Below are 23,391 nucleotides of genomic sequence, written 5' to 3'. Positions count from 1 at the left end.
ACACTCCATGCTCTGAATCAAAAGTGATAAGCCGTGAACAAAACAAAATACCCCGCGGCTCATGCCGCGGGGGCTAGTCTACGGTTTACGGCTTGCAGCTTATGGCCGACCGAAGGTCACAGATGCTCGACACTGCCTATCTCGTATTCGACTTCGCCTTTCGGTGTCTTGACGGCAACGACATCCCCTTCCTCCTTGCCGATCAGGGCGCGGGCAATCGGCGACGTCACCGAGATCATACCGGCTTTGATGTCAGCTTCATCTTCACCGACGATCCGATAGCTGACCTCTTCTTCGGTATCCAGATTGATCAACTCGACCGTGACACCGAAGATCACCTTGCCGGTCTTGGGTAGTTTGGTCACATCGATCACCTGGGCACTGGACAGCTTACCCTCGATCTCCTGGATACGGCCCTCGATGAATCCCTGCTGCTCACGTGCCGCATGATATTCGGCGTTCTCCTTGAGATCACCGTGTTCACGCGCTTCGGCAATCGCATTGATCACCCGGGGCCGTTCGACACTCTTGAGCTTTTCCAGCTCTTCGCGCAGGCGTGCTTCGCCTGCGACGGTCATCGGCACCTTATTCATTGATTGGCTCCTGCATGCAATTCCTGTAACCGCCGCACGGAAATCTCCTTGCCATATTCCAATGCCATACATACAGCACGGGCACCTGCCAGCGTTGTAGCATAAGGCACCTTGCGCGCCAGGGCTGTACGGCGGATAACCGCAGAGTCGTTGATCGCTTGACGACCCTCGGTTGTATTGACGATATAGGCCACCTCGTCGTTCTTGAGCAGATCGACGATATGCGGACGCCCTTCGTAGACCTTATTGACGGTCTCGACGGGAAGCCCGGCAGCCTCTAGGGCGTGGGCGGTACCGCGAGTAGCACATAGAGTGAATCCTAATCCTAGCAGAGATTGCGCGACTTCGAGAACGCCTTTCTTGTCAGGATCACGCACGGACAGAAACGCCTTGCGGTCCCCATCCAGGTCGGGAATCGCCTCCCCGGCACCCAGTTGCGCCTTGTAGAAAGCTTCGGCAAATGTTTCACCACTACCCATGACCTCACCGGTGGACTTCATCTCCGGTGACAGGATCGGATCCACTCCAGGGAACTTGTTGAACGGAAAGACAGCTTCCTTGACGCTGTAATAGCCAGGAATGATTTCTTGCTCGAATCCCTGTTCTGCCAGCGTCTTGCCGGCCATGCAGCGTGCTGCAACCTGAGCCAGCGACACTCCGATGCATTTGGACACGAACGGTACGGTGCGCGAGGCTCGAGGGTTTACCTCGATAACGTGGACCTCGCCATCTTGCCAGGCCAGTTGAACGTTCATCAGCCCGACCACATTGAGCTCCACGGCCATGCGCTTGACCTGCTCGCGCATCCGATCCTGGACTTCCATAGGTAACGAATAAGGTGGCAGCGAGCAGGCGGAGTCGCCGGAATGTACACCGGCCTGTTCGATGTGCTGCATGATACCGCCGATCACGACCTGCTGACCGTCGGACACCGCATCGATATCGATCTCGATAGCGGCATTCAGAAAGTGATCCAGCAGGACCGGACTGTCATTGGACACCTTGACGGCGTGGGTCATATACCCTTCCAACTCGGACGGGGTGTAGACGATCTCCATGGCACGCCCGCCCAGTACATAGCTGGGCCTTACCACCAACGGGTAGCCGATGGCCTCAGCCTTGGAAAAAGCTTCTTCGAAGGTGCGTGCCGTCGCATTAGGCGGCTGCTTAAGCCCCAGCTTGTCGATCATCTGCTGGAAACGCTCACGGTCCTCCGCACGATCGATGGCATCCGGCGTGGTACCGATGATCGGCACACCGGCCGCTTCGAGCTCACGCGCCAGCTTGAGGGGAGTCTGTCCACCGAATTGCACAATGACGCCGACGGGCTGCTCCTTGTCAGCGATCTCGAGGACATCTTCCAGGGTCACTGGATCGAAATACAACCTGTCAGAGGTATCGTAGTCAGTGGACACCGTTTCCGGATTACAGTTGACCATGATGGTCTCAAAACCATCGTCACGCATGGCCAGAGCAGCATGCACGCAGCAGTAGTCGAACTCGATTCCTTGACCGACACGGTTGGGACCACCGCCCAGGACCATGATTTTCTGGCGGTCGCTGACATCAGCCTCGCACTCTTCCTCATAGGTCGAGTACATGTAGGCAGTACTCGATGCGAACTCGGCAGCACACGTATCGACACGCTTATAGACAGGCCGAACCCCGAGCTTCTGCCGCCGCTTTCGCAACTCCTTCTCCGAGACACCGAGGAGGCTGGCAAGCCGGGCATCGGAAAAGCCTTTACGCTTGAGCAGGAACAAGTCCCGAGCGGAAAACTCGGCCAATGACCGCTTACTTACCTCGGACTCTGTGTTGATCAGATCCTCAAGCTGCACCAGATACCAGCGATCGACATTGGTCAAGGCGAACACCTCATCGACACTCAACCCGGCGCGCATCGCATCAGCGATATAGAAAATCCGCTCGGCGCCTGGCGTCTGCAGTTCGCGCTTGATCACTGCCATGGCTTCTTCATCGAACTGATGAAGTTTGGGATCCAGGCCATCATTGCCCGTTTCCAGACCGCGTAACGCTTTTTGCAGTGACTCCTGGAACGTCCGACCGATAGCCATGACTTCACCCACCGATTTCATTTGGGTGGTGAGCCGATCATTGGACTGAGGGAACTTCTCGAATGTGAAACGCGGAACCTTGGTAACCACATAATCGATCGACGGCTCAAATGAGGCCGGAGTCACGCCACCAGTGATGTCATTGGACAACTCATCCAGGGAGTAACCCACTGCCAGCTTGGCCGCGACCTTGGCGATCGGGAAACCGGTCGCCTTGGAGGCCAACGCTGACGAGCGCGACACCCGCGGATTCATTTCGATAACGACCATCCGCCCGGTACTGGGGTCGACACCGAATTGCACATTGGACCCACCAGTTTCGACACCGATTTCACGCAATACCGCCAACGACGCATCACGCATCCGCTGGTATTCCTTGTCGGTCAGCGTCTGCGACGGAGCGACGGTAATCGAGTCGCCGGTATGCACCCCCATGGGATCGAAGTTCTCGATCGCACAGACGATGATGCAGTTGTCGTGCTTATCGCGCACGACCTCCATCTCGTACTCCTTCCAGCCCAGCAGCGACTCATCGATAAGCAATTCGTGATTGTTCGACAGGTCGAACCCGCGTTCGCAGATCTCCTCGAATTCTTCCTTGTTATAGGCCACGCCTCCACCGGATCCCCCCATGGTGTATGAAGGACGGATGATGACCGGAAACCCGAATTCGCTCTGGATAGTCCATGCTTCATCCATGGAATGGGCCACCTTGGCCTTGGGGCATTCGAGACCGATATTCCGCATCGCCTTGTCGAACAGATCACGATCCTCGGCCTTGTTGATGGCGTCCGCATTGGCGCCAATCATTTCCACACCGTATTTGGCGAGAATGCCGTGCTTATCGAGATTCAGCGCGCAGTTCAGCGCAGTCTGACCGCCCATGGTCGGCAGCAAGGCATCCGGGCGCTCCTTGGCGATGATCTTCTCGACCGCCTCCCAGGTGATAGGCTCGATATAGGTGGCATCGGCCATCACAGGGTCGGTCATGATCGTCGCTGGATTGGAGTTGACCAGGATGACCCGGAAACCCTCTTCGCGTAATGCTTTACACGCCTGGGCGCCGGAATAGTCGAATTCGCAGGCCTGACCGATGACGATCGGGCCTGCGCCAATAATCAGAATGCTTTTGATGTCGGTACGCTTGGGCATGACGGTTCCCGCAGCTGGATTCGTGAAAAACGGATGGTTCGGCAGCACTCACTCAGCGACGTGCTTGCATCATCCCGACAAAACGATCGAACAACGGCATGACGTCGTGCGGGCCGGGACTCGCTTCGGGGTGCCCCTGGAAACTGAAAGCCGGTCGGTCGGTACGTTCGATACCCTGCAGAGTGCCATCGAACAGTGAGCGGTGCGTAGCACGCAGATGACTCGGCAGGGTCGCCTCATCGGCGGTAAAGCCATGATTCTGACTGGTGATCATGACCTGACCACTCTTCAGGTCCTGCACCGGATGATTGGCCCCATGGTGGCCATGTTTCATTTTCACTGTCCTGGCACCGCTGGCCAGTGCCAGCAACTGGTGGCCCAGACAGATACCGAACACCGGGATCTCGGTGTCGAGGATCGCCTGAATGGCCTCGATGGCATAATCACAAGGCTCGGGATCGCCGGGACCATTGGCCAGGAAGACACCATCAGGATGCATGGCGAGCACTTCCGATGCCGGGGTACGAGCCGGTACGACAGTCAGACGGCACCCCCGAGATGCCAGGATGCGTAGAATGTTGTGCTTGACGCCGTAATCGTATGCCACGACGTGGAAAGGGCGCTCGGCCGATGCCATGTCGGCGTACCCTGTCCCCAGTGCCCACTCGCCCTCATGCCATTCATAGGGCGACTGGCACGACGCAACCTGAGCAAGGTCCATTCCCTTGAGCCCTGGAAATGCCCTGGCCACTTCAAGGGCGCGGGCTTCGGCATCATCGCTGCCGGCTTCGGGTCCCGCCAGAATAGCACCGTTCTGAGCCCCCTTTTCTCGCAACAAGCGCGTCAGGCGGCGGGTATCGATATCGGCGATACCAAGCACATTCTGACTCTTCAGATAATCGGAGAGTGACTGTTCCGAGCGGAAGCTGCTGACCAGCAGCGGCAGGTCCCGGATCACCAGCCCTGCGGCAGCGATGGCGCCGGATTCGACATCCTCATGATTGACGCCGGTGTTGCCGATATGAGGATACGTCAGCGTAACGATCTGTCGGGTATAGGAAGGATCGGTCAGAATCTCCTGATAACCGGTCATCGCGGTATTGAATACCACTTCGCCGCTGGTTTGCCCATCGGCGCCGATGGCCGTGCCATGAAACACGCTGCCATCTTCCAAGGCCAGTATCGCGGGTCTATTCAACGCAACTTCCTCCCATGCTGACTCGAGACTGCAAAAGGTCGCAGTCTCGATGCGGACTCATAAACTCTGATTAGGCGGCAACGCTAGCCAAGGACAGGACCGAGAGGGTCGTAAAAAAGCGGGACGAAAGCCGATATCAAGACCGGTTTCATCCCGCTTGTTGTCATTCGCTCGGAATGCTGGTGGCCCGACTCAACAAGCGCCCACACGGCTTTTCACCCTGCGCCCGGCCAAAAAATTTTAAGAATTCTACAGGATTTCCGTCATTGTGGCTAGCCTTGGCTCAACCCTCAGCCTTCAAACCCAAGACATCCTGCATATCGTAGCGCCCGTTCGGCCGCTCGGCCACCCAGCGCGCTGCCCGAACGGCCCCCTTGGCAAACGTCATCCGGCTCGATGCCTTGTGGGTGATCTCGATACGCTCGCCCTCGGTGGCGAACATGACCGTGTGCTCGCCGACAATGTCACCGGCCCGCAACGTGGCAAAGCCGATTTCGTCGTCACGACGTGGTCCGCATTGGCCGACCCGCTCGAAAACGCCGTGCTCCTTGAGGGTCCGCCCCAGCGCCTGAGCAACCGTCTCTCCCATTTTCAGGGCGGTACCTGACGGCGCGTCCACCTTGTGACGATGATGTGCCTCCACGACTTCAATGTCGTAACCTTCATCGCCCAGCGCGGTAGCCGCTGTCTGAAGCAAGTTGAGCGTCAGGTTGACTCCGACGCTCATATTCGGTGCAAAGACCATCGGCACTCGGTCACGATAGCTGTCCAGTTCAACCAATTGCGCATCGCTCAATCCGGTCGTCCCGATCACGATGCGCTTGCCATGCTCGGCACAGAAAGCCAGGTTGGCGAGCGTCAGTTCGGGGGTCGAGAAATCGATCAGCACATCGATGTCTTCCGCAATATCGGTCAACGATGACGCCGCCGTTACGCCCAGGCGGCCGATACCCGCCAATTCGCCGATATCGGCACCAACCAATGAACTCTGCGGCCTCACGGTACCGCCGGCCAGGGTGGCGTCACTATCCTGATACGCGGCCGCCGTCAGCACTCGGCCCATGCGACCGGCGACACCCACTATGGCAATACGGGTCATGCAATCTCCTGCTCGGTAAGGCGTGGAATGCTGGCAGTATAACAAATGCGAGCCACCTAACGGGGCGCATCACTGCCGCCATGTATCAGCAGCATGACAGCGCCCAACACTAGTATGGCCCCCGGCGCCCATATCCAATCGATCCGTTCCGGCGCTCGAATGAACAACAATATCATCGATACGAACGGCACCAGATAACTGTAGGCTGTCACGGCTCCCGGTGTCAGCACTGCCGTCGCACGTTGTTGCAACCAAAAAGTCAGGGCACTGGACCCCACTCCCAGATAGATCAGCAGCAAGGCATCGCTTAGCGTCATCTCGGTTAACGCAGTCACCGGCTCGATACCGAGCCCCACCAAGCCGATCAGCACTGCGCCCACTGCCAGGCTCCAGAACGTTCGCACGGCTGCCGAAGCAGAAAGCCACCCTCGCCTCAGTCCCCACTTGCTCAACACCGGATAAAGCGCTGACGACAAACAGCCCAGGAAGAACACCCCCTCGCCGATACCGAAACGCCATCCGGCACCGTCACTTTGACGCGCCTCAGCCCAGGCCAATCCCAAGGCTCCCAGAGCCCCCAGGGCCAGCACCAACGGCAAGCGCCAGGCGATGCGCTCGACACCCGCCAGACAGCCCATCAAAAAGGCCAGCAACGGCACACTGACGAACAGCGTCGACATGGAAACCGCTGTAGCATGATGCGCTGCCCAGAACATGGCCCCGAAGAAGCCGGCAAGACACAGTCCCATCAAGGCGTACAGCCCCATCGCCCGGGCATGGGGACGCCAATCCGACGCTCGTCGAACCAACAGTGAGAGCGCCAGGGACGCAATGACAAAGCGTAGCGAGGTCAACAACAAGGGAGGCAGAGAATCGCTTAGCCAGCCGACAACCGGGAAGGACAAGCCCACCAGTAATGACCAGCACAGCATGCCGAGATGTGCTCGGAGTACACCCCCTGACGCATCAGGAGGCCGGGAAGGGGCATGGGAAGCCAAGGCCATCCCGTTCAGTTTTCCCAGACGATATCCAAGGTTCCCCTGCCTGCCATCCGAGCCAGGTGTTCATCGACCACCTGCTCGAGACGATCGAGACTGGCATCATCCAACGCTTCGAGCGCCACGATCAATTTATCCTCATCGGCTTGCATCAAGCATGTCCCTTCGTCGAACACGACCCGCGCCTGTTTGTCATCCTTCTCCACATCCAGCTTGTGGCCCCAGTGCTTGCATAGGCGCTGCATCAGGACCAACCCGGAATCAGTCATGATATTGGCTCGAGAAATCGGCATGACGGTCTCCAATCACTATGTATCAGCACCTAGCGTATGACCGTTGCCCCTGCTGATGCCAGATGTCAGCCGACAAAAATCTCAACGTCCTGCACCGCCGAACCGCTCAGGACGGAATGGCGTCATATCCACCAAGGTCGGCTCACCCGACATCATTTCCCCGAGTAGACGGCCGGTCACAGGGCCCAACGTGAAACCTTGATGCCCATGCCCCAGCGCGAACCACAAGCCACCATGGCGAGGCGCTGAACCAATGACAGGTTTCATGTCCGGCATGCAGGGACGGTCCCCCCGCCAGGGCTCGGCATCCAGACGCTCGCCCAACGGAGCGAGTCGGCGTGCCACGGCTTCTGCCGCTTCGAGCTGTCCGGTACGAATCGGTGCGTCCAGCGTGGACAGTTCGGCACCGGTCGTCAGACGCACGCCGTTTTGCATCGGGGCCAACAGGTACCCCGACTCGAAGTCCATCAACCAATGGTAGAGTCGAGCCCCCTTCCGGAGAGCGTAATGCATATGGTAGCCGCGTTTGGGGAACAACGGCAGGCGATAGCCCAGCGGCTCCAACCACTGCAATGACCAGGGGCCGGCAGCAATGACGACGTCACAGGCTTCCAGCCGGCCGTCACGTGTCATCAGGCGCCATCCGTTGGCGGTGGGATCCAGCCGCTGTGCCTCAGTATGCTCAATGGCACCTCCTAGCCCCGCGAACGCGCGAGCGTAAGACTGCACCAACGCACCGGGATCACGCACCGTCCAGGCATTGGTCCAATGGACAGCACCGATCAACTCATCTGCCAAGTGCGGCTCGGCATTCCCTAGCGCCCGTTGATCGAGTACCTCATGAGTGACGCCGAAACACCGCTCGAGAGTCCGGGCATTGGCAAGCACCTCATCGAATACGGGCGGCGAGCGGAACCCTTCCAGCCATCCGGTCTTGCATACCAGAGACTCGGCCCCGGACGCCTCGATCATGACCTCATGTTCGCGGGTGCAGTGCCGAATCAGGGTCGCATATTCGTTGACGATAGCCGCATAGCGGGCAGGTGCCGAATGACGCCAATATTGCCACAGGGGCCCGGCAGAGGCGGCCATTCCCTTGGGACGGTAACGAATATCGATGCGCCGATTGGGTAGCACGCGCATGAGCGTGCCGATATCGCGCGGGAAGGGATGCGGTTGAACGGCTTCACGCTGGATGATACCAGCATTACCAAAGGAGGTGGCCTGCCCGGGCAATTGCCGGTCCACCAGCGCCACGGAACGCCCGCGTCGAGCCAGGTGATAAGCTACCGAGGTACCGACCATACCGGCCCCCAGAACAATCGTATCGTGGGTCATGCCAAACGTCCTTGAAGGCTATGTCACCATCATCGCCGATGACTGTTCCGCTTGGCAAAGCCTTGGCCCCACAGCAACAAGGCCTTTGCCAGCATGTGACAAAGGCCTTGTAAAAGCGGCGGACCGGGTCTTCGCTCGCGTGTTACGGTTTCATGTCCTCGAAGAACTTCTTCACACCGTCGAAGAAACTGCTCTTCTTGGGCGAGTGGCTGTTGTTCTCGCCAAGGCTCTCCTGAAACTTGCGCAACAGTTCCTTCTGTTCTTCATTGAGCTTGACCGGGGTTTCCACCACCACTTTGCACAGCAAGTCGCCAGGCGCACCACCACGGACAGGCTTGACTCCCTTGCCCTTGAGACGGAACAACTTGCCGGTTTGCGTTTCCGGCGGAATCTTGAGCTTGACCCGACCGTCGAGGGTCGGCACTTCCAGCTCGCCGCCGAGCGCCGCATCGACGAAGTTGATCGGCACATCGCACTGTAGATGCCTGCCATCGCGCTGGAAGATGGGGTGAGGCTTGATGGATGCCTGCACATACAAATCACCGGGCGGGCCACCATTGATACCGGACTCACCTTCACCATTGAGACGGATACGGTCCCCGGTATCGACACCGGCGGGGATCTTCACCGACAGGGTACGGGTTTCCCGGACACGCCCTTCGCCATGACATTCATGACAAGGCACCTTGATATGCTGACCGCTGCCGTGGCAGGTCGGACAGGTCTGCTGTACAGCGAAGAAGCCCTGCTGCATTCGCACCTGTCCATGCCCGCCACACGTGGGGCAGGTCTCCTTGGTAGAACCTGGCTCGGCGCCATCCCCATCACAACGACCGCATTCGACATGGCGTGGCACGCGGATATCCACGCTGGTACCGGCTACGGCATCCTCGAGGTCGAGCTCAAGGTTGTAACGCAGGTCGGAACCGCGTTGCGGTGCATTGGGATGGCGTCGACCACCGCCACCAAAGATGTCACCGAATACATCACCGAAAATATCGCTGAAGCCCCCGGCCCCGGCACCACCGAAACCACCAGCGCCGAATCCGCCACCGGCCTCGCCATCGACACCGGCATGGCCGAACTGGTCATAAGCAGCGCGTTTCTCGTCGTCGGTCAACACCTCATAGGCTTCGGAGACCTCGCGGAATTTTTCCGCCGCACTGCTATCGTCGGGGTTACGATCTGGGTGATATTTCTGAGCGAGGCGACGATAGGCCTTCTTGATCTCCTTCTGATCGGCCCCGCGCTCGACGCCCAGAATCTCATAGTAGTCACGCTTGGACATGGATCCATGTGCCTCCGTTTGCCCGTTGCGGAAACGCCAACGCGGGAGTTGCCTCCCGCGCTGCCGTTATCCTTGGCCTGGACGTCGTGGTTACTGCTTCTTCTGATCGTCGTTGACTTCTTCGTATTCCGCGTCAACCACGTCATCTTCCTGCTTGGTGCCGGCATCATCTGCCTGACCACCTTCCGCCTGAGCGCCTTCACCCTGTTCGGCGTACATCTTCTGGGCCAGATTGCCGGAGGCTTCGGTCAGGGCATCCAGCTTGCTCTGGATGGCTTCCTGATCGTCCCCCTTGGCAGCTTCCTCCAATTCGGAGATTGCAGTCTCGATCGCCTGCTTCTCTTCATCGGTCGCCTTGTCGCCGGCTTCCTCGAGCGTCTTGCGGGCAGCGTGGACCATGCCGTCGGCCTGGTTACGCAGTTGCACGAGCTCCTCGAACTTCTTGTCTTCGTCAGCATGCGCTTCGGCATCCTGAACCATCTGTTCGATTTCTTCTTCCGACAGACCACTGGAAGCCTTGATGACGATCGATTGTTCCTTGCCGGTCGCCTTGTCCTTGGCGGACACGTTCAAGATACCGTTGGCATCGAGGTCGAACGCCACCTCGATCTGCGGCACGCCGCGCGGTGCAGGCGGGATGTCGGCCAGATCGAAACGGCCCAGCGACTTGTTCTGGCCGGCCTGCTTGCGCTCACCCTGCAGCACGTGAATGGTCACGGCGGTCTGGTTGTCGTCCGCCGTCGAGAAGGTCTGGGTCTTCTTGGTCGGAATCGTCGTGTTCTTCTCGATCAAGGGCGTCATCACGCCGCCCAGCGTCTCGATACCCAATGTCAGCGGCGTGACGTCGAGCAGCAGCACATCCTTGACGTTGCCGCCGAGCACGCCACCCTGGATCGCCGCACCAACAGCCACGGCCTCGTCCGGGTTGACGTCCTTACGAGCGTCCTTGCCGAAGAATTCGGCCACTTTCTTCTGTACCAGCGGCATGCGCGTCTGACCACCGACCAGAATCACGTCGTCGATCTCGGAGTTGGATAGCCCAGCGTCAGCCAGCGCTGTCTTGCACGGCCCCAGTGAGCGCTGCACCAGATCTTCGACCAGCGATTCCAGCTTGGCCCGAGTCACCTTGACATTGAGGTGCTTCGGCCCGGTGTTGTCCGCCGTGATGTACGGCAGATTGACATCGGTCTGCTGCGCGCTGGACAACTCGATCTTGGCCTTCTCGGCAGCTTCCTTGAGACGCTGCATGGCCAGATTGTCGCCTGACAGATCAATGCCACTGTCCGACTTGAACTGATCGACCAGGTAGTTGATCAGTTGCATGTCGAAGTCTTCGCCACCCAGGAAGGTGTCGCCATTGGTGGCCAGAACCTCGAACTGGGTCTCGCCATCGACATCCGCGACCTCGATGATCGAGATATCGAAGGTACCACCACCCAGGTCGTAGACGGCAAGGGTCTTGTCGCCGCGCGACTTGTCCATGCCGTAGGCCAACGCAGCCGCCGTCGGCTCGTTGATGATGCGCTTGACCTCAAGACCGGCGATCCGACCGGCATCCTTGGTCGCCTGGCGCTGAGAATCGTTGAAGTAGGCCGGTACAGTGATCACCGCTTCGGTCACTTCTTCACCAAGATAGTCCTCGGCAGTCTTCTTCATCTTCTTCAGCACTTCCGCGCTGACCTGCGGCGGCGCCAGCTTCTTGTCCTTGACCTCCACCCAGGCATCGCCATTATCAGCCTCGGTGATCTTGTACGGCACCATCTTGATGTCTTTCTGCACCACATCGTCGCTGAAACGACGACCGATCAGGCGCTTGATGGCATACAGCGTATTTTGTGCGTTGGTGACCGCCTGCCGCTTGGCAGCCTGCCCCACCAGAATTTCCCCATCATCGGTGTAAGCGATGATGGACGGTGTGGTGCGGCCACCTTCGGCATTTTCGATGACTTTCGGATTGTCACCGTCGAGAACTGCGACACAGGAGTTGGTTGTCCCCAGGTCGATACCGATGATGCGTCCCATAGATATTCCTCGAAATTCGTTGCTTTGATCCAGTATGCGTGGCCTTCGCCACGGAGTTGTCGTCTATGTGGGGGCTTGACTCGTCATTTCAAGTCTGTGCCCGCCTTTATTTGCACTGCCCTGACCGAATCCGGCACACAATGCTGCTATTCGGAATCGGCGGCCTGGCTGACCACGACCATCGCCGGGCGCACCAACCGGCCATTGAGCAGATACCCTTTCTGAATGACCTCCATCACCGTATTGGGCTCTGCATCAGGATTGGGCACCATGGCCATCGCTTCGTGGTATTGCGGGTCGAAGGGCTCGCCTTCCGGTTCGACCACCTCGACACCGAACTTGGCCAGCACATCGAGCTGCAGTTTCAACGTCATCGACACGCCTTCACGATGCGCCTCGCTGGCACCGTCCTGCATGGACTCGAGCGCTTTCTCCAGACTGTCGACGACCGGCAGCAGCTCCTGGACGAATTTTTCCAATGCGAATTTACGTGCCTTTTCGGTTTCCTGCTCGGCGCGACGACGCACATTCTGTGCCTCGGCAGCCGCCCGCATTGCCTGATCCTTGGCTTCGGCGAGACTGTTTTCGAGCTCTTCCACCTTGGCCGCCAGCACATCGGGATCCTCTTCTGTCTCCGGCTCTGCCGCGGTTTCGGCCTCGGTGTCTCGCCCTTCCTCGAGCGTATCGGCCGCTTCGGCGGCATCATCCGGCTCACCCTCGGTGGCCTGCGGTTCGGCGTCGCTTTCTTCGCGCGCGAGTTCGTCTTCCAGCGGGCTCTGAGGTTCTTTCGCCATGTGGATCTCCTGAAGCATGCGCAATGGGCGTAATCGCTTGATAGCGAATGTTGTTGGCTATATGGGGATGGTTGTCGTGATCTCAAGCCATGGATCACGACAAGATCACGCTGCGCATTGCCGCCACCCACCAACTACTGTATAAACACACAGAATCGGTATTGCCGACAGCTTCGATCGGCCTTTGACGGGAGGGCATACGACCATGCTGGTACAGCTCGCCATTCGAGATTACGCCATCGTCGACAGTCTCGACCTGGAACTGCAGAACGGGATGACGGCGATCACCGGGGAGACCGGCGCCGGCAAATCGATTCTGCTTGGGGCTCTAGGCCTGTGCCTCGGCAACCGGGCCGACGCCGGCAGTGTTCGTCATGGATGTGAACGCGCCGATCTATCGGCCCGGTTCGACATTACGGCACTGCCCGGTGCACGAGGCTGGCTCGCCGAGCGCGAACTCGCCGAGGACGACTGCCTGTTACGTCGCGTCATCACTGCCTCCGGCCGCTCCAAGGCCTGGATCAACGGACAACCAGCGGCAATAGCCGACCTCAAGGCGCTGGGTGAGCATCTGATCGACATTCATAGCCAGCATGCCCATCAAGCCCTGTTACGTGATGAAACGCATCTGCGCCTGATCGACGAATTCGCCGGCCACACCGCGGAGGTCGCCTCCCTTGCCGCCCTGTATCGGCAATGGCACGAACGACGGCAGCGTCTCAAGCAGCTATCGGAGGATGGCGAAGAAATCCAGGCACGCCGTCAGCTAGTACGCTATCAGGTCGAAGAGCTCGATCAGTTGGCGTTGTCCGAGGGCGAGCTCGATACACTAGAGCGTGAACAGGAGTCGCTCGCACATGCCGAAGAATCACTACGCGAAGCCCAATTCGCCTCCGACTGCTGCAACAGCGATGAAGGCGGCGCGATGTCTCTGCTGCATCAGGCCCTCAGCCGGATATCGTCATTGCCCGGGAGCGATCGCGGTCCCCTCGCTGACGCGCTCTCGATGCTCGGAGACGCAAAGATTCAGATCGAAGAGGCATCCCACGAACTACATCGATTCATAGGTGCTACCGAACTGGACCCCGAGCGGCTGGCCTGGGTCGAGGAACGCCTGAGCGAAGTGCACCGAATCGCTCGCAAGCATCAGGTCCTGCCCGAAGAGTTACCGGAGTTGCATAAGCGCCTGCATGACGAACTTGCCAGCCTGGAGGGAAGCGATCACGACCTTGACGCTTTGACTGAAGAAGTGGAGTCATTGCGGGAGCAGTGGCGCGAACAAGCGCGCCGTGTCAGTGAAGCACGCCGCCAGGCCGCTGCCCGGTTCGGGCAGGAAGTCCAGGAGCAGCTGGCTTTCCTTGCCATGGAAAAGGCCTCCTTCGACGTAGACGTCAGTGCTCGGGACAAGCCAGGGCCGGAAGGACTGGATCACGTACGCTTCCTGATCAGCGCCAACCCGGGGCAACCGGCGCGACTGTTGAACAAGGTGGCATCAGGCGGCGAGCTCTCGCGTATCAGCCTCGCCATCCAGGTCGTCGCCGCCAGGCACTCCACGACTCCCACCATGGTGTTCGACGAGGTCGATGTCGGCGTCTCCGGCGCGACAGCGGAAATTGTCGGACAGCTGCTCAAGCGCCTTGGCCAGCATGGACAGGTCATGACCGTCACCCATCTGCCACAGGTCGCGGCCCAGGCACATCAGCACCTGCATATCGAAAAGCAAGCCGAAGAAGAGACCACGTTGACGCAGATAGCACATCTCGACTCCGGGGGTCGTGTCCGTGAGCTCGCACGCATGCTCGGGGGCATCAAACTTTCCGACCGTACGCTTGCGCATGCCCGGGAGATGCTCGAAGCCAGTCAGAACAACCCGCACTGAGCCCACTGTAGCAACCACCTAAAAACGCCATGACACCGATCAGCCTCTCAGACAGTCGGTGTCATGGCGCCTGGCCGCTCGAGGCAGTGCAGATACTACTTCTTGATCGTTTCCTGACGCGTCACCTTGGAGCCCTTGGGGCGGACATACAGGACCAGAGCATGATCGACGAGCTCATAGCCATGCTCCTCGACGATCTCCTGCTGACGACGTTCGATGGCCTCATCGAAGAACTCGATGATTTCTCCGCTATCCAGACACACCATATGATCATGGTGCTCTTCCTGCGACAGTTCGAACACCGCGTGACCACCATCGAAATTGTGACGAATCACCAAACCGGCGGTTTCGAATTGAGTCAGTACGCGATACACCGTCGCCAGACCGACGTCCTCGCCCGCATCCAGCAATGCCTTGTAGACATCTTCGGCACTCAAATGATGCTGATCCGGGGCATTTTCCAGGATCTGCAGTATTTTCACGCGTGGCAGGGTGACCTTGAGACCCGCCTTACGCAATTCATGGTTCTGATCAGCCATGGTCGCCCTTCGCAGTAACGTGTAGTGTCGGGTATGATCGACCGAATCCACGATAGTGAAGAACGGGCTCAAATGCAAAAGCTGATTACCATTATTACCCTCTCTGCCGCCTTGTCATTGACCAGCGGATGCAGCTATTTCGGCGTTTATAAACGCGACCTGCCCCAGGGCAACCTAGTGGATCAGGAGATGATCTCGCAGCTGCAACCCGGCATGACCCGCAACCAGGTGAAATCGATCATGGGCACTCCCTTGCTGGAAGCCCCCTTCGATGCCAGCCAGTGGGACTATGTCTTCTACCTCGATGAGGCATATGGAGACGTAGAGAAGCGCCGGTTGACGCTGACCTTCCAAGGGGACCGTCTGGCCAATATCGATGCACAAGGCGACATGGACAGTGACATCGAGCTGCCCACCGACCAGGAAGCCGGACCCGCACCTGAGGGGGCCGATCCCCAGGGAGCCATGCCGTCCAATCCGGACGAGCCGGAACCCGCTCCAGGTCCCGGCACTGCACCCAGCGGAGGCGAGACATCCAGCGAAGATGAACCGATCGGTGGTTCCAGCGGTGGTGACGACTCGGTCGAATCGGAATCGTCCAGCGGTTTCTAACGCTGCCCACGTTTGGCTGAACGTGTCTCGGCCGCACGCCGGGCACGGGCCTCCTTGGGGTCGATGAGTAACGGACGATAGATTTCGACCCGGTCCCCGTCACGCAATACATGCGATTCGGGGTCACGCAGCGCCTGACCAAAGATTCCGAGATCGGCCTTCAGAAAGGTCGACTCCGGCAAGTCAGGAAAATGGCGGGGCATGTCAGCCTGCACGACGGCCTGCCGTGCCGTCGTGCCCGGCGACACTTCCAGACTGACGATCTTCTGGCGCTCTGGCAGGGCGAAGGCCACCTCGACAGACAGGAAGGCCTCGCCATTTTCGATGTCCGGTCGTTCAGTAGGAACCATAGATGTCGTCGGCGCGTCGAGTGAACGAATCCACCAGTTGCCCTGCGACCTGTTTGAACAGTTTGCCGAAGGCCATACCCAAAATACGGTTGGCGAATTCGAATTCCATTTCGAGACTGACCTTGCAGGCCTCTTCTCCCATCGGCGTGAACAGCCACCTCCCGCGCAATCGACGGAACGGACCGCTGACCAGCGACAGTTCGATCCGCTCCGGTTCATAAAGGTCGTTGCGCGTGGTGAAACTCTGTTCAACACCAGCCTTCGCCAAGGTCAATTCACCGACCAGGTGGTATTCATCACGCTCCAGCAATCGTGCATCACGACAGCCAGGTAGAAACTCGGGATAGCGCTCGAAATCATTGACCAAGTCGAACATGGCCTGAGGAGTGTGCCGCACCAGGGCGGAACGATTGACCGTTGGCATGTACCTCTCCGCTGACTTTACAAGGCCTTGGGCGTATCATGGATAGTTTACCCATCAAACCTTGAATGGTATCACGCTTCCCCCCATGTCGAAGGGGGAGTCGAGGCATATCAACACATGAGGTCCTATGGCCAACAAGAAAGGCAAGCGCAAAGGCCCGGGCGGCAACGTCATCGCGCTGAACAAGAAGGCTCGCTTTGAATACCACATCGATGAGACCTTCGAAGCCGGCCTGTCACTGAGCGGCTGGGAGGTCAAGAGCCTGCGCGCCGGGAAGGCACAGCTTACTGACACCTATATCCTGGTCAAGAATGGCGAAGCTTGGCTGTTGGGCAGTCATATCACGCCGCTCAACACCACCAGTACGCACGAAGTGGCCGATCCCACGCGGACTCGCAAGCTGCTGCTGCATCGCAAGGAGATCGCCAAGATCTTCTCACGCACCCAGGATAAGGGACATACCTGTGTGCCATTGAAGCTCTACTGGAAAAAGAACTTGGTCAAGTGCGAACTGGCATTGGTCACCGGCAAGAAGCAGCATGACAAACGCGCTACCGAGAAGGAGCGTGACTGGAACCGGCAACGCGCTCGTATCATGCGTGAAAGCAATTGATCGAGCCCCTTGATCTGGCGCGTCACCATCCCCATCTGGTATCGTAAGCATTACGGGGGCGACATGGCTTCGACGCCGGTGACAACCCCTGAGGTGCATGCCGAGAGCGTGATGTATCTCGTAAATCCAACATCACGATAAAATAGTCGCAAACGACGACAACTACGCTCAAGGCGCACTGGCAGCGTAACAGCTGCTAGTTGTTAGCCTGGCCCGAAAGTGATGCGCCCATTCATCACGGACGGGATACGAGCCAAGATTAATGGGATCGCGTCTGACGGCGTCTCCCCGTCAGTCGTTAAATCGAAGGAGAATCGCGCTTCTGAATCCTGTTCGTCGGAGTCAGCGGCGTTAAAGCAAATGACGAAACTAAGCATGTAGAGCCGATGGGCGAGTACCGGCGGACGCGGGTTCGATTCCCGCCGCCTCCACCAAACCGAAGTTTCAGGAAGTTCCACAACACTTCAGAAACCGCATGGACAGGGGCCTTCAGGCCCCTTTCTTGTGTCTGGACGCTTGATGACACATTGGCAATCCAGCTGCCACAGGGGATGGATAGACGAGCACGGGCCTTGTCGCTCTCATGCCTCCTGCGACGAGAGGTACGTGATCAACGCATCTAGCGGCATCGGGCGGGCGAACAGATAGCCTTGCAGAATATCGCAGCCGAAACGCATCAGGCATGCCTTTTGCGCCTCGGTCTCCACGCCTTCGGCTACAACGGTCAGCCCCAGATGATGCGACATGGAGACGATCCCCTGAACGATGGACGCGTCATGACGATTGCTTTCCACATCGCGAATGAAGGTGCGATCGATCTTGATCTTGCCGATCGGCAGGTGTTTCAGGTAACTCAGACTGGAAAAGCCCGTGCCGAAATCATCGATGGCGACACTGATCCCCAATCGCCGTAATTCATGCAGGATACTGATTGCCGACTCGGCATCATCCATCAGGATACCTTCCGTCAATTCGAGTTCGAGCTGTCTAGCAGGCAGGCCGGTGGTGGCAAGCGTTTGGTACAGGTTGTCGAGGAAGCGGGACCGCCGGAACTGCAACGGCGAGAGATTGACGGAGACCACGAGTTCCCCCAGCTCTTGCTCACGTAACTGCAAGACATCACGGCATGCTCGATCCAGGACCCACTCATTGATGGCAATGATCTGGCCGGTCTCTTCGGCCAGGGGAATGAACTGGTCGGGGGGAATGAAACCTTTCTCGGGATGCGGCCAACGTATTAGTGCCTCGACACCTACGACACGACCGTCCAGATCCAGCAGTGGTTGGTAATGAAGCACGAAATGGGCATTGTCGATCGCTTCCTGCAATTCGTTGCGAAGCGCGACACGGGCATTCACTTTATCGGTGATTTCCCGCGTATACCACTGATAGGCATTACGCCCCTGACTCTTGGCCTTGTACATGGCCATATCGGCTTGCTGGATCAATTCCATAGGCTGCACGATTTTCTCGTCGCTGACGGCAATACCGATGCTGCAACTCAAGTACAGTTCATGACCCGCGATGCGATAGGGACTGGAGATCAAAGGCAACAGGCGTGTAGCGAGACGGCTGACCTCCGCTTCGTCCGTCAATCCATCCATCAGAATCACGAACTCATCACCCCCCAGCCTGGCCAGGATATCCGTGCTGCGCATGGCACCGGTCAGGCGCGAGGCGACATTGACCAATAGCTGGTCACCGACATCATGCCCCAGACTATCATTGATAGGTTTGAATTCGTCGAGGTCGACAAACAGGACGGCCAGCCGATCGTTCTGTCGGCGGGCACGCCGAAAGGCCTCGTTCAACTGCCCTTCGAAAAACGTCCGGTTCGCCAGTCCGGTCAGGAAATCATGGCTGGCATGGTATGCCAGTTGGGCCTGGTGAGCCTTGTGCTCGGTGATTTCCTTGGCGATGCCGTAAACACCATGGACTTGACCATCGACCATGATCGGCAGATGTGTCATGTCGAGTATATGGGTTTCCCCGTATTGATCGGTGATTTCGATCTCATAGCGACAAGGGTTACCGGCGACAGCATGACGAAAATGGGTCTCCAGAATGTCCTGCTGGCCCGGCGTCGCCAACGAGAAGCAGGATGCCCCTACCAGAGTGTCCGCCGCACGACCGGTCAATTCCATACAGGTGGTATTGGCGGTCACGAACCGTCCTTCGAGATCCAACGAGAACACGGCATCCGGGTTGTAGACGAACAGTGACCGATAGCGCTGCTCACTTTCCCAAAGGGAACGGCGATCCTGATGTCGCTCGATCGCCAGCGCCACTAACCCAGCAGCTTTTCGGATCGCCTCAAGCATATCGCGGGAAGGGGAAGACGGCGCATCGCTATACGTGGCAAATGTACCCAGAAGCCGTCCATCCGTCGCGACCACAGGGTAGGAGCAACAGGCACGGAAGCCATGTTGACGAGTCAAGTCATGATTGATGTCCGGCTGGCTATTCCGGTGGGTATCGTGGCAGATGATTGGACGACGATGATACGCGGCGGCGCTACTGACCTCCTGACAAGGATCTATCGGCAAACGGGCCAATGCTTGCTGATAGGCTAACGGTAGACGTTGCCCAGAGGCCAAGCGGAGTGTCTTGCCCTCAGCGTCACTCATCATGACGGCACAGTGCACCCCCGCAAGCTGTTTCTCGAGCATACGACACACCGAGGCCAGCGTTCTCTCCAACGGTGCCTCCCGGACGATCAGTGCTTGAATGTGCTGCTGCTCCTCGAGTGAACGCTGGGTCACCATCAAGGCTCGTGAACGCATCATCACCAGTCTGACCAACCCCAGACTGAAGCCCAGCAGGTAGCTCATTGTCAGTCCCACTCCGATCACACCGGTGGATACGCCTCCGGCCATTAGCCAGTTGCGTTCCGGCGCGAGATGGACTCCCAAGTCCAGCACCGGACCACCCGGCATACCGACCGATCGCTGTTCCAGGGTTGTGAGATCGGGGACCTCCGATACCGTCGACGATCCAGCCGCTACCATATCGAGCAATACCGAATTGCCCCGGCTGGCAGTGACTTCAAATGGGCCCAATTGAGCGCGCAACTGATTTTCCAGCAACAAGGGCAAATCCATCATCGCCACCAGTTGATAGTTCTGCCCAGGGATCGGTGCCACCAGCAAAGCGACGGCGCCTCCGCTCTCGTCGGGCACCATCAAGCGTGGTTGCGAAAACGGCGCCATCATCCAGGCTTCGATATCGCGTTTGGCAACCTGGCGACTCAACCAGTCGCGGCTCGCCGCGTCTCGAGCTCGCCCCACTACCCATTGCTGCGCCTCGTCCAGAATGGCGACGGCTCCCAGACTCGGTATATCGCGCAGATGATTTTCGGCGTCACGCAGAAAGCCCTCGTTACCCTGTGGATGCTCCCCGGGCTCCCAACGCTCAGCCATCCGTTGCAACCGGGTCAGTCGGGCTTCCATGACCTGCTCGATATTCAACTGGAGATTATCCAGTAAATAATCCGCCTGTTCATGAAGCGAGTGCTGTTGCTGCCACGTGACCAGGTACCAGCTCAAGCTGCTCACTGTGACGCCCAGGACGCAAACCGCAATGGCCATGCGACCCAAATGCATATCACGTGCCGGATAACGGATGCCGACAGCCACCATGGCCACCCCGAACAACAAGGTGTACAGAACCGCCACCCAGGGTGACGACGCATATACACTGGCCCATCGCGTCTCTCCCGACGGCAGAAACAGCCAGATCAGCAAGATTCCCCCGAACCCCAGCAGCAACACCCCCATTGCCGACCAGAGCCGTCTCTTCCATGGGTGAGTGACCCCCATGACCAGGCAGCCTGCCACCAGCAGCAGCTGTAAGGCGGCGGCCGAGGAAATGCGCTGTTCACCACTGATCCATGACAATCCCGAGACATTGCCGCCAACCATCACATTGTGAATCAGCGTATACGCCATCACGGCCAACAGAGCGGCGCCCGCCATGCAGCGAATCCAGGGCTTGCGCTGAATCGTCGCCACTAGCGCGATGCCGGCGAGTAGCGTGGACAAGGCCGCATCCGAAACCACCAGAGTCCGGAGCGAATAACTCATGGTTTCCACGGAATTAGCCAGCAATCCCCCCACTCCCATGAGAATGAAGGTAGCGGCTACCATGAGCAGGCCGGTATCGAGAGCTATATCGCGGGTCTTGAATGGCATGGGTGGAACAAGAACTCCCCGATAGTACGGGTGATCAGGAAATGGCGGGCGTTATCGTGGGAACCTCCCCTATGCTATCGGCCATTGCGGTCATGACTTGAGAGTGAGTCAGTCGAAATCGATCGCTTTCGCCAACTCTTCCAGGCGACGAAACTGCTCATCCAGCACACGCGAGTAGTCTCCCGACGATTGCACATGAATACGGGTGCCGAATTCCCGCTCCAGTCGTTGGCGATGCATATCGTCATCGAGTACCTGCAGAAGCGCCGACACCAGCACGTCTCGTCGTTCAATCGGTGTCCCCAGCGGAGCGAACAGCCCCCGGTCGGTCGTATTCACCATGTCGATTCCCTGCTCCTGCAGGGTCGGCACGCTCGGCAGTGTGGGTAGCCGCTGTGTATCGGCCACGCCCAAAGGCGTTAACGTGCCCGATGCGAACAATTCACCACCGGAAGGCAGGTTGAGCATCGAGAAATCGATTTCCCCCGTCATCAGAGCGGCAATCTGGGATGCCGTGTCAGGGTATCCCACGAGTGCCACCTGATCCTGATCGATGCCGGCTTCCTCGAAGAAATGCAGCCAGAAGAAATGATCCGTCGAGCCTTCGATCATGCCGAATCGAACGTTGTCACCATGCTTGGCGACATAGGGAGCGATCCCATCGGCCGCGTCCACGGGGTGATCCGCCCGTGTGGCGGGGATGTTGATCGTGCGCATCAGCAGAGCCACAGGCGCAAAGGCCTCATAAGAAAAATCGGCCTTGCCATACAGATAGGAGAGCGACAATGTCTGATGGCTACCCAGCAACGTATAACCATCGGGGGTCGCCTCCTTGACATCGCTCGCCCCCCGAATCGCTGCATCGCCGGACACATTGACAGGGTCGATCGGTGTGTCCAGTGACGTCTCGAGCCAATCGGCCACCCGTCGGAACAGCACGTCGGTCGCTCCGCCCGGACCGAAGGGAATCACCAGGCGAATGGCCCGGTCCGGATAATCCTCTTCCGCCTGCACCGGCACCGCACCACCCGGCACGGCGAGAATCATACATGCACAGACAGCAACGGCACGGCGCATCGCACTTCCTTGTTTCGTCATGGCCAGACATCGTGTTCACAACCAGTATACGATAGTCCTCATATGATGAAACGGAAAAGCGAGCAGACACGACGGCTATACGTTGCCCCATTATTCCGGCAGGATTAGTCAGGTCATTGCGTCATGCGCCCTATCGAAGGAGGTCCGATGCTTCATCGTATGCGCTTTTCCTTACTCACTGCTGCAAGCACGCTGCTGCTTGCTTTCACCGGCGTTGCGGCAGCGGGTGATGACAAGACATTCGGCTGGGTCGAGAAGACGACTGTCGAGCCATGGGGTGTCGAGGTGAAAGCCAAGCTGGACAGTGGCGCTCTCACCTCGTCGATGGATGCCCGGGATATCGAACGATTCGAGAAGGATGGTGAAGAGTGGGTTCGCTTCCGTATCGAACTGGAGGATGAAGAAACAGGGGAAGTGACTTCCGAAACTCTCGAGAAGGAGGTCAATCGCAACTTGATCCTGCGCGGTGCCGGCGGTGAGTCACGGCGACCGACAGTCATCATGGACATCTGCATGGGTGATACGATCTACGAAGAGGATTTCAGCCTGCGTGACCGGAGCAACATGCATTATCCCATTCTCCTCGGCCGTCGCACCATCAAACATCTCGGCGTACTGGATGTGCGTGAAACCTTCACGACGGATCCCGAGTGTGATGAGGACTCCCCGGTCCAGCCTTACGAAGAGGATGAAGATTGAGGATAGTTCTTGGCTTGACAGTCGCTTCATGTACAATATCTGTACAATTGTTGTTTCATGACTGGATCGAGACCATGACGTGGAACACGCCAACGTCCTAGGATACCAATACATATTTCCGGCTCCCGGGTGCCTCT

Annotated in this window: 19 protein-coding genes and 1 other RNA gene; 5 read left to right on the top strand and 15 right to left on the bottom strand. The window is 58.4% G+C overall.

Annotated features, from left to right (window positions below; all coding sequences use genetic code 11):
* Positions 1-116: 116 nt before the first annotated feature.
* From greA to grpE, 10 genes are all read right to left on the bottom strand, one after another.
* Complete coding sequence (gene greA, locus BLW01_RS08020) at positions 117-593, bottom strand: transcription elongation factor GreA (RefSeq protein WP_092568970.1); 477 nt, start codon at positions 591-593, stop codon at positions 117-119.
* Positions 590-3,820: a carbamoyl-phosphate synthase large subunit gene (gene carB / locus BLW01_RS08015; RefSeq protein ID WP_092568969.1), complete on the bottom strand. Its 3,231-nt coding sequence runs from the start codon at positions 3,818-3,820 to the stop codon at positions 590-592. Before carB ends, greA begins: the two co-directional genes overlap by 4 nt.
* 52 nt (positions 3,821-3,872) lie before the next feature.
* Positions 3,873-5,018, bottom strand: coding sequence for a glutamine-hydrolyzing carbamoyl-phosphate synthase small subunit (carA, locus tag BLW01_RS08010; RefSeq protein ID WP_092568968.1), 1,146 nt, complete (start codon positions 5,016-5,018; stop codon positions 3,873-3,875).
* Between the two features lie 283 nt (positions 5,019-5,301).
* Positions 5,302-6,117: a 4-hydroxy-tetrahydrodipicolinate reductase gene (gene dapB, locus BLW01_RS08005; RefSeq protein WP_092568967.1), complete on the bottom strand. Its 816-nt coding sequence runs from the start codon at positions 6,115-6,117 to the stop codon at positions 5,302-5,304.
* Between the two features lie 56 nt (positions 6,118-6,173).
* Positions 6,174-7,121 (bottom strand): DMT family transporter, encoded by a 948-nt coding sequence (locus BLW01_RS08000; RefSeq protein ID WP_229806504.1) that lies wholly within the window; start codon positions 7,119-7,121, stop codon positions 6,174-6,176.
* 5 nt (positions 7,122-7,126) lie between these two features.
* Positions 7,127-7,408, bottom strand: a complete 282-nt coding sequence (locus tag BLW01_RS07995) for a DUF2218 domain-containing protein (RefSeq protein ID WP_092568965.1) — start codon at positions 7,406-7,408, stop codon at positions 7,127-7,129.
* A gap of 81 nt (positions 7,409-7,489) precedes the next feature.
* Positions 7,490-8,746, bottom strand: a complete 1,257-nt coding sequence (locus tag BLW01_RS07990; protein ID WP_092568964.1) for an NAD(P)/FAD-dependent oxidoreductase — start codon at positions 8,744-8,746, stop codon at positions 7,490-7,492.
* A 142-nt stretch (positions 8,747-8,888) separates the two neighbouring features.
* Positions 8,889-10,034, bottom strand: a complete 1,146-nt coding sequence (dnaJ, locus tag BLW01_RS07985) for a molecular chaperone DnaJ (RefSeq protein ID WP_092568963.1) — start codon at positions 10,032-10,034, stop codon at positions 8,889-8,891.
* A gap of 90 nt (positions 10,035-10,124) precedes the next feature.
* A complete protein-coding gene (gene dnaK / locus BLW01_RS07980; protein WP_092568962.1) occupies positions 10,125-12,056 on the bottom strand; it encodes a molecular chaperone DnaK in 1,932 nt (643 codons plus the stop codon).
* 146 nt (positions 12,057-12,202) lie between these two features.
* Complete coding sequence (gene grpE / locus BLW01_RS07975; protein WP_092568961.1) at positions 12,203-12,850, bottom strand: nucleotide exchange factor GrpE; 648 nt, start codon at positions 12,848-12,850, stop codon at positions 12,203-12,205.
* Positions 12,851-13,055: 205 nt separating this feature from the next.
* Here grpE and recN point away from each other — a divergent pair, with 205 nt between their 5' ends.
* On the top strand, positions 13,056-14,729 hold the full coding sequence (recN, locus tag BLW01_RS07970; RefSeq protein ID WP_092568960.1) for a DNA repair protein RecN: 1,674 nt from the start codon (positions 13,056-13,058) through the stop codon (positions 14,727-14,729).
* 95 nt (positions 14,730-14,824) lie between these two features.
* Here recN and fur read toward each other — a convergent pair whose 3' ends face one another.
* Positions 14,825-15,268, bottom strand: coding sequence for a ferric iron uptake transcriptional regulator (fur, locus tag BLW01_RS07965; RefSeq protein WP_092568959.1), 444 nt, complete (start codon positions 15,266-15,268; stop codon positions 14,825-14,827).
* A gap of 72 nt (positions 15,269-15,340) precedes the next feature.
* Here fur and BLW01_RS07960 point away from each other — a divergent pair, with 72 nt between their 5' ends.
* Positions 15,341-15,880, top strand: a complete 540-nt coding sequence (locus BLW01_RS07960) for an outer membrane protein assembly factor BamE (RefSeq protein WP_092569036.1) — start codon at positions 15,341-15,343, stop codon at positions 15,878-15,880.
* On the opposite strand, the gene BLW01_RS07955 is transcribed toward BLW01_RS07960, so the two are convergent.
* Positions 15,877-16,230: an RnfH family protein gene (locus tag BLW01_RS07955; RefSeq protein WP_092568958.1), complete on the bottom strand. Its 354-nt coding sequence runs from the start codon at positions 16,228-16,230 to the stop codon at positions 15,877-15,879. The two genes, BLW01_RS07960 and BLW01_RS07955, sit on opposite strands and share 4 nt — an antisense overlap.
* Positions 16,217-16,654, bottom strand: a complete 438-nt coding sequence (locus BLW01_RS07950) for a type II toxin-antitoxin system RatA family toxin (protein ID WP_092568957.1) — start codon at positions 16,652-16,654, stop codon at positions 16,217-16,219. The genes BLW01_RS07955 and BLW01_RS07950 overlap by 14 nt, the downstream gene beginning before the upstream one ends.
* A gap of 127 nt (positions 16,655-16,781) precedes the next feature.
* Between BLW01_RS07950 and smpB the strand changes: the two genes are divergently transcribed.
* Together smpB and ssrA are read left to right on the top strand one after the other, a co-directional pair.
* Positions 16,782-17,267 (top strand): SsrA-binding protein SmpB, encoded by a 486-nt coding sequence (smpB, locus tag BLW01_RS07945; protein WP_092568956.1) that lies wholly within the window; start codon positions 16,782-16,784, stop codon positions 17,265-17,267.
* Between the two features lie 54 nt (positions 17,268-17,321).
* Positions 17,322-17,701: a transfer-messenger RNA gene (ssrA, locus tag BLW01_RS07940) on the top strand.
* Positions 17,702-17,848: 147 nt separating this feature from the next.
* Here ssrA and BLW01_RS07935 read toward each other — a convergent pair.
* Both BLW01_RS07935 and BLW01_RS07930 read right to left on the bottom strand, forming a co-directional pair.
* Entirely contained in the window at positions 17,849-21,457 is a 3,609-nt protein-coding gene (locus tag BLW01_RS07935; protein WP_092568955.1) for a putative bifunctional diguanylate cyclase/phosphodiesterase, read from the bottom strand.
* Between the two features lie 108 nt (positions 21,458-21,565).
* The gene (locus BLW01_RS07930) at positions 21,566-22,555 is read right to left on the bottom strand and encodes a Bug family tripartite tricarboxylate transporter substrate binding protein (protein ID WP_092568954.1); all 990 of its coding nucleotides are present in this window, start codon (positions 22,553-22,555) and stop codon (positions 21,566-21,568) included.
* A 147-nt stretch (positions 22,556-22,702) separates the two neighbouring features.
* Between BLW01_RS07930 and rloA3 the strand changes: the two genes are divergently transcribed.
* A complete protein-coding gene (gene rloA3 / locus BLW01_RS07925) occupies positions 22,703-23,254 on the top strand; it encodes a retropepsin-like aspartic peptidase RloA3 (RefSeq protein WP_092568953.1) in 552 nt (183 codons plus the stop codon).
* Positions 23,255-23,391 lie beyond the last annotated feature (137 nt).

Source organism: Aidingimonas halophila (genome assembly GCF_900106955.1).
GTDB lineage: Bacteria > Pseudomonadota > Gammaproteobacteria > Pseudomonadales > Halomonadaceae > Aidingimonas > Aidingimonas halophila.
This window is presented reverse-complemented; position numbering and strand designations above follow the sequence as displayed.

Excerpts from the sequence above, each read along its gene's own strand:
- greA (WP_092568970.1), bottom strand. The coding sequence starts at position 593 with ATGAATAAGGTGCCGATGACCGTCGCAGGCGAAGCACGCCTGCGCGAA.
- carB (WP_092568969.1), bottom strand. The coding sequence starts at position 3,820 with ATGCCCAAGCGTACCGACATCAAAAGCATTCTGATTATTGGCGCAGGC.
- dapB (WP_092568967.1), bottom strand. The coding sequence starts at position 6,117 with ATGACCCGTATTGCCATAGTGGGTGTCGCCGGTCGCATGGGCCGAGTG.
- BLW01_RS08000 (WP_229806504.1), bottom strand. The coding sequence starts at position 7,121 with ATGGCCTTGGCTTCCCATGCCCCTTCCCGGCCTCCTGATGCGTCAGGG.
- BLW01_RS07995 (WP_092568965.1), bottom strand. The coding sequence starts at position 7,408 with ATGCCGATTTCTCGAGCCAATATCATGACTGATTCCGGGTTGGTCCTG.
- BLW01_RS07990 (WP_092568964.1), bottom strand. The coding sequence starts at position 8,746 with ATGACCCACGATACGATTGTTCTGGGGGCCGGTATGGTCGGTACCTCG.
- dnaJ (WP_092568963.1), bottom strand. The coding sequence starts at position 10,034 with ATGTCCAAGCGTGACTACTATGAGATTCTGGGCGTCGAGCGCGGGGCC.
- dnaK (WP_092568962.1), bottom strand. The coding sequence starts at position 12,056 with ATGGGACGCATCATCGGTATCGACCTGGGGACAACCAACTCCTGTGTC.
- grpE (WP_092568961.1), bottom strand. The coding sequence starts at position 12,850 with ATGGCGAAAGAACCTCAGAGCCCGCTGGAAGACGAACTCGCGCGCGAA.
- recN (WP_092568960.1), top strand. The coding sequence starts at position 13,056 with ATGCTGGTACAGCTCGCCATTCGAGATTACGCCATCGTCGACAGTCTC.
- fur (WP_092568959.1), bottom strand. The coding sequence starts at position 15,268 with ATGGCTGATCAGAACCATGAATTGCGTAAGGCGGGTCTCAAGGTCACC.
- BLW01_RS07960 (WP_092569036.1), top strand. The coding sequence starts at position 15,341 with ATGCAAAAGCTGATTACCATTATTACCCTCTCTGCCGCCTTGTCATTG.
- BLW01_RS07955 (WP_092568958.1), bottom strand. The coding sequence starts at position 16,230 with ATGGTTCCTACTGAACGACCGGACATCGAAAATGGCGAGGCCTTCCTG.
- BLW01_RS07950 (WP_092568957.1), bottom strand. The coding sequence starts at position 16,654 with ATGCCAACGGTCAATCGTTCCGCCCTGGTGCGGCACACTCCTCAGGCC.
- smpB (WP_092568956.1), top strand. The coding sequence starts at position 16,782 with ATGGCCAACAAGAAAGGCAAGCGCAAAGGCCCGGGCGGCAACGTCATC.
- BLW01_RS07935 (WP_092568955.1), bottom strand. The coding sequence starts at position 21,457 with ATGCCATTCAAGACCCGCGATATAGCTCTCGATACCGGCCTGCTCATG.
- BLW01_RS07930 (WP_092568954.1), bottom strand. The coding sequence starts at position 22,555 with ATGACGAAACAAGGAAGTGCGATGCGCCGTGCCGTTGCTGTCTGTGCA.
- rloA3 (WP_092568953.1), top strand. The coding sequence starts at position 22,703 with ATGCTTCATCGTATGCGCTTTTCCTTACTCACTGCTGCAAGCACGCTG.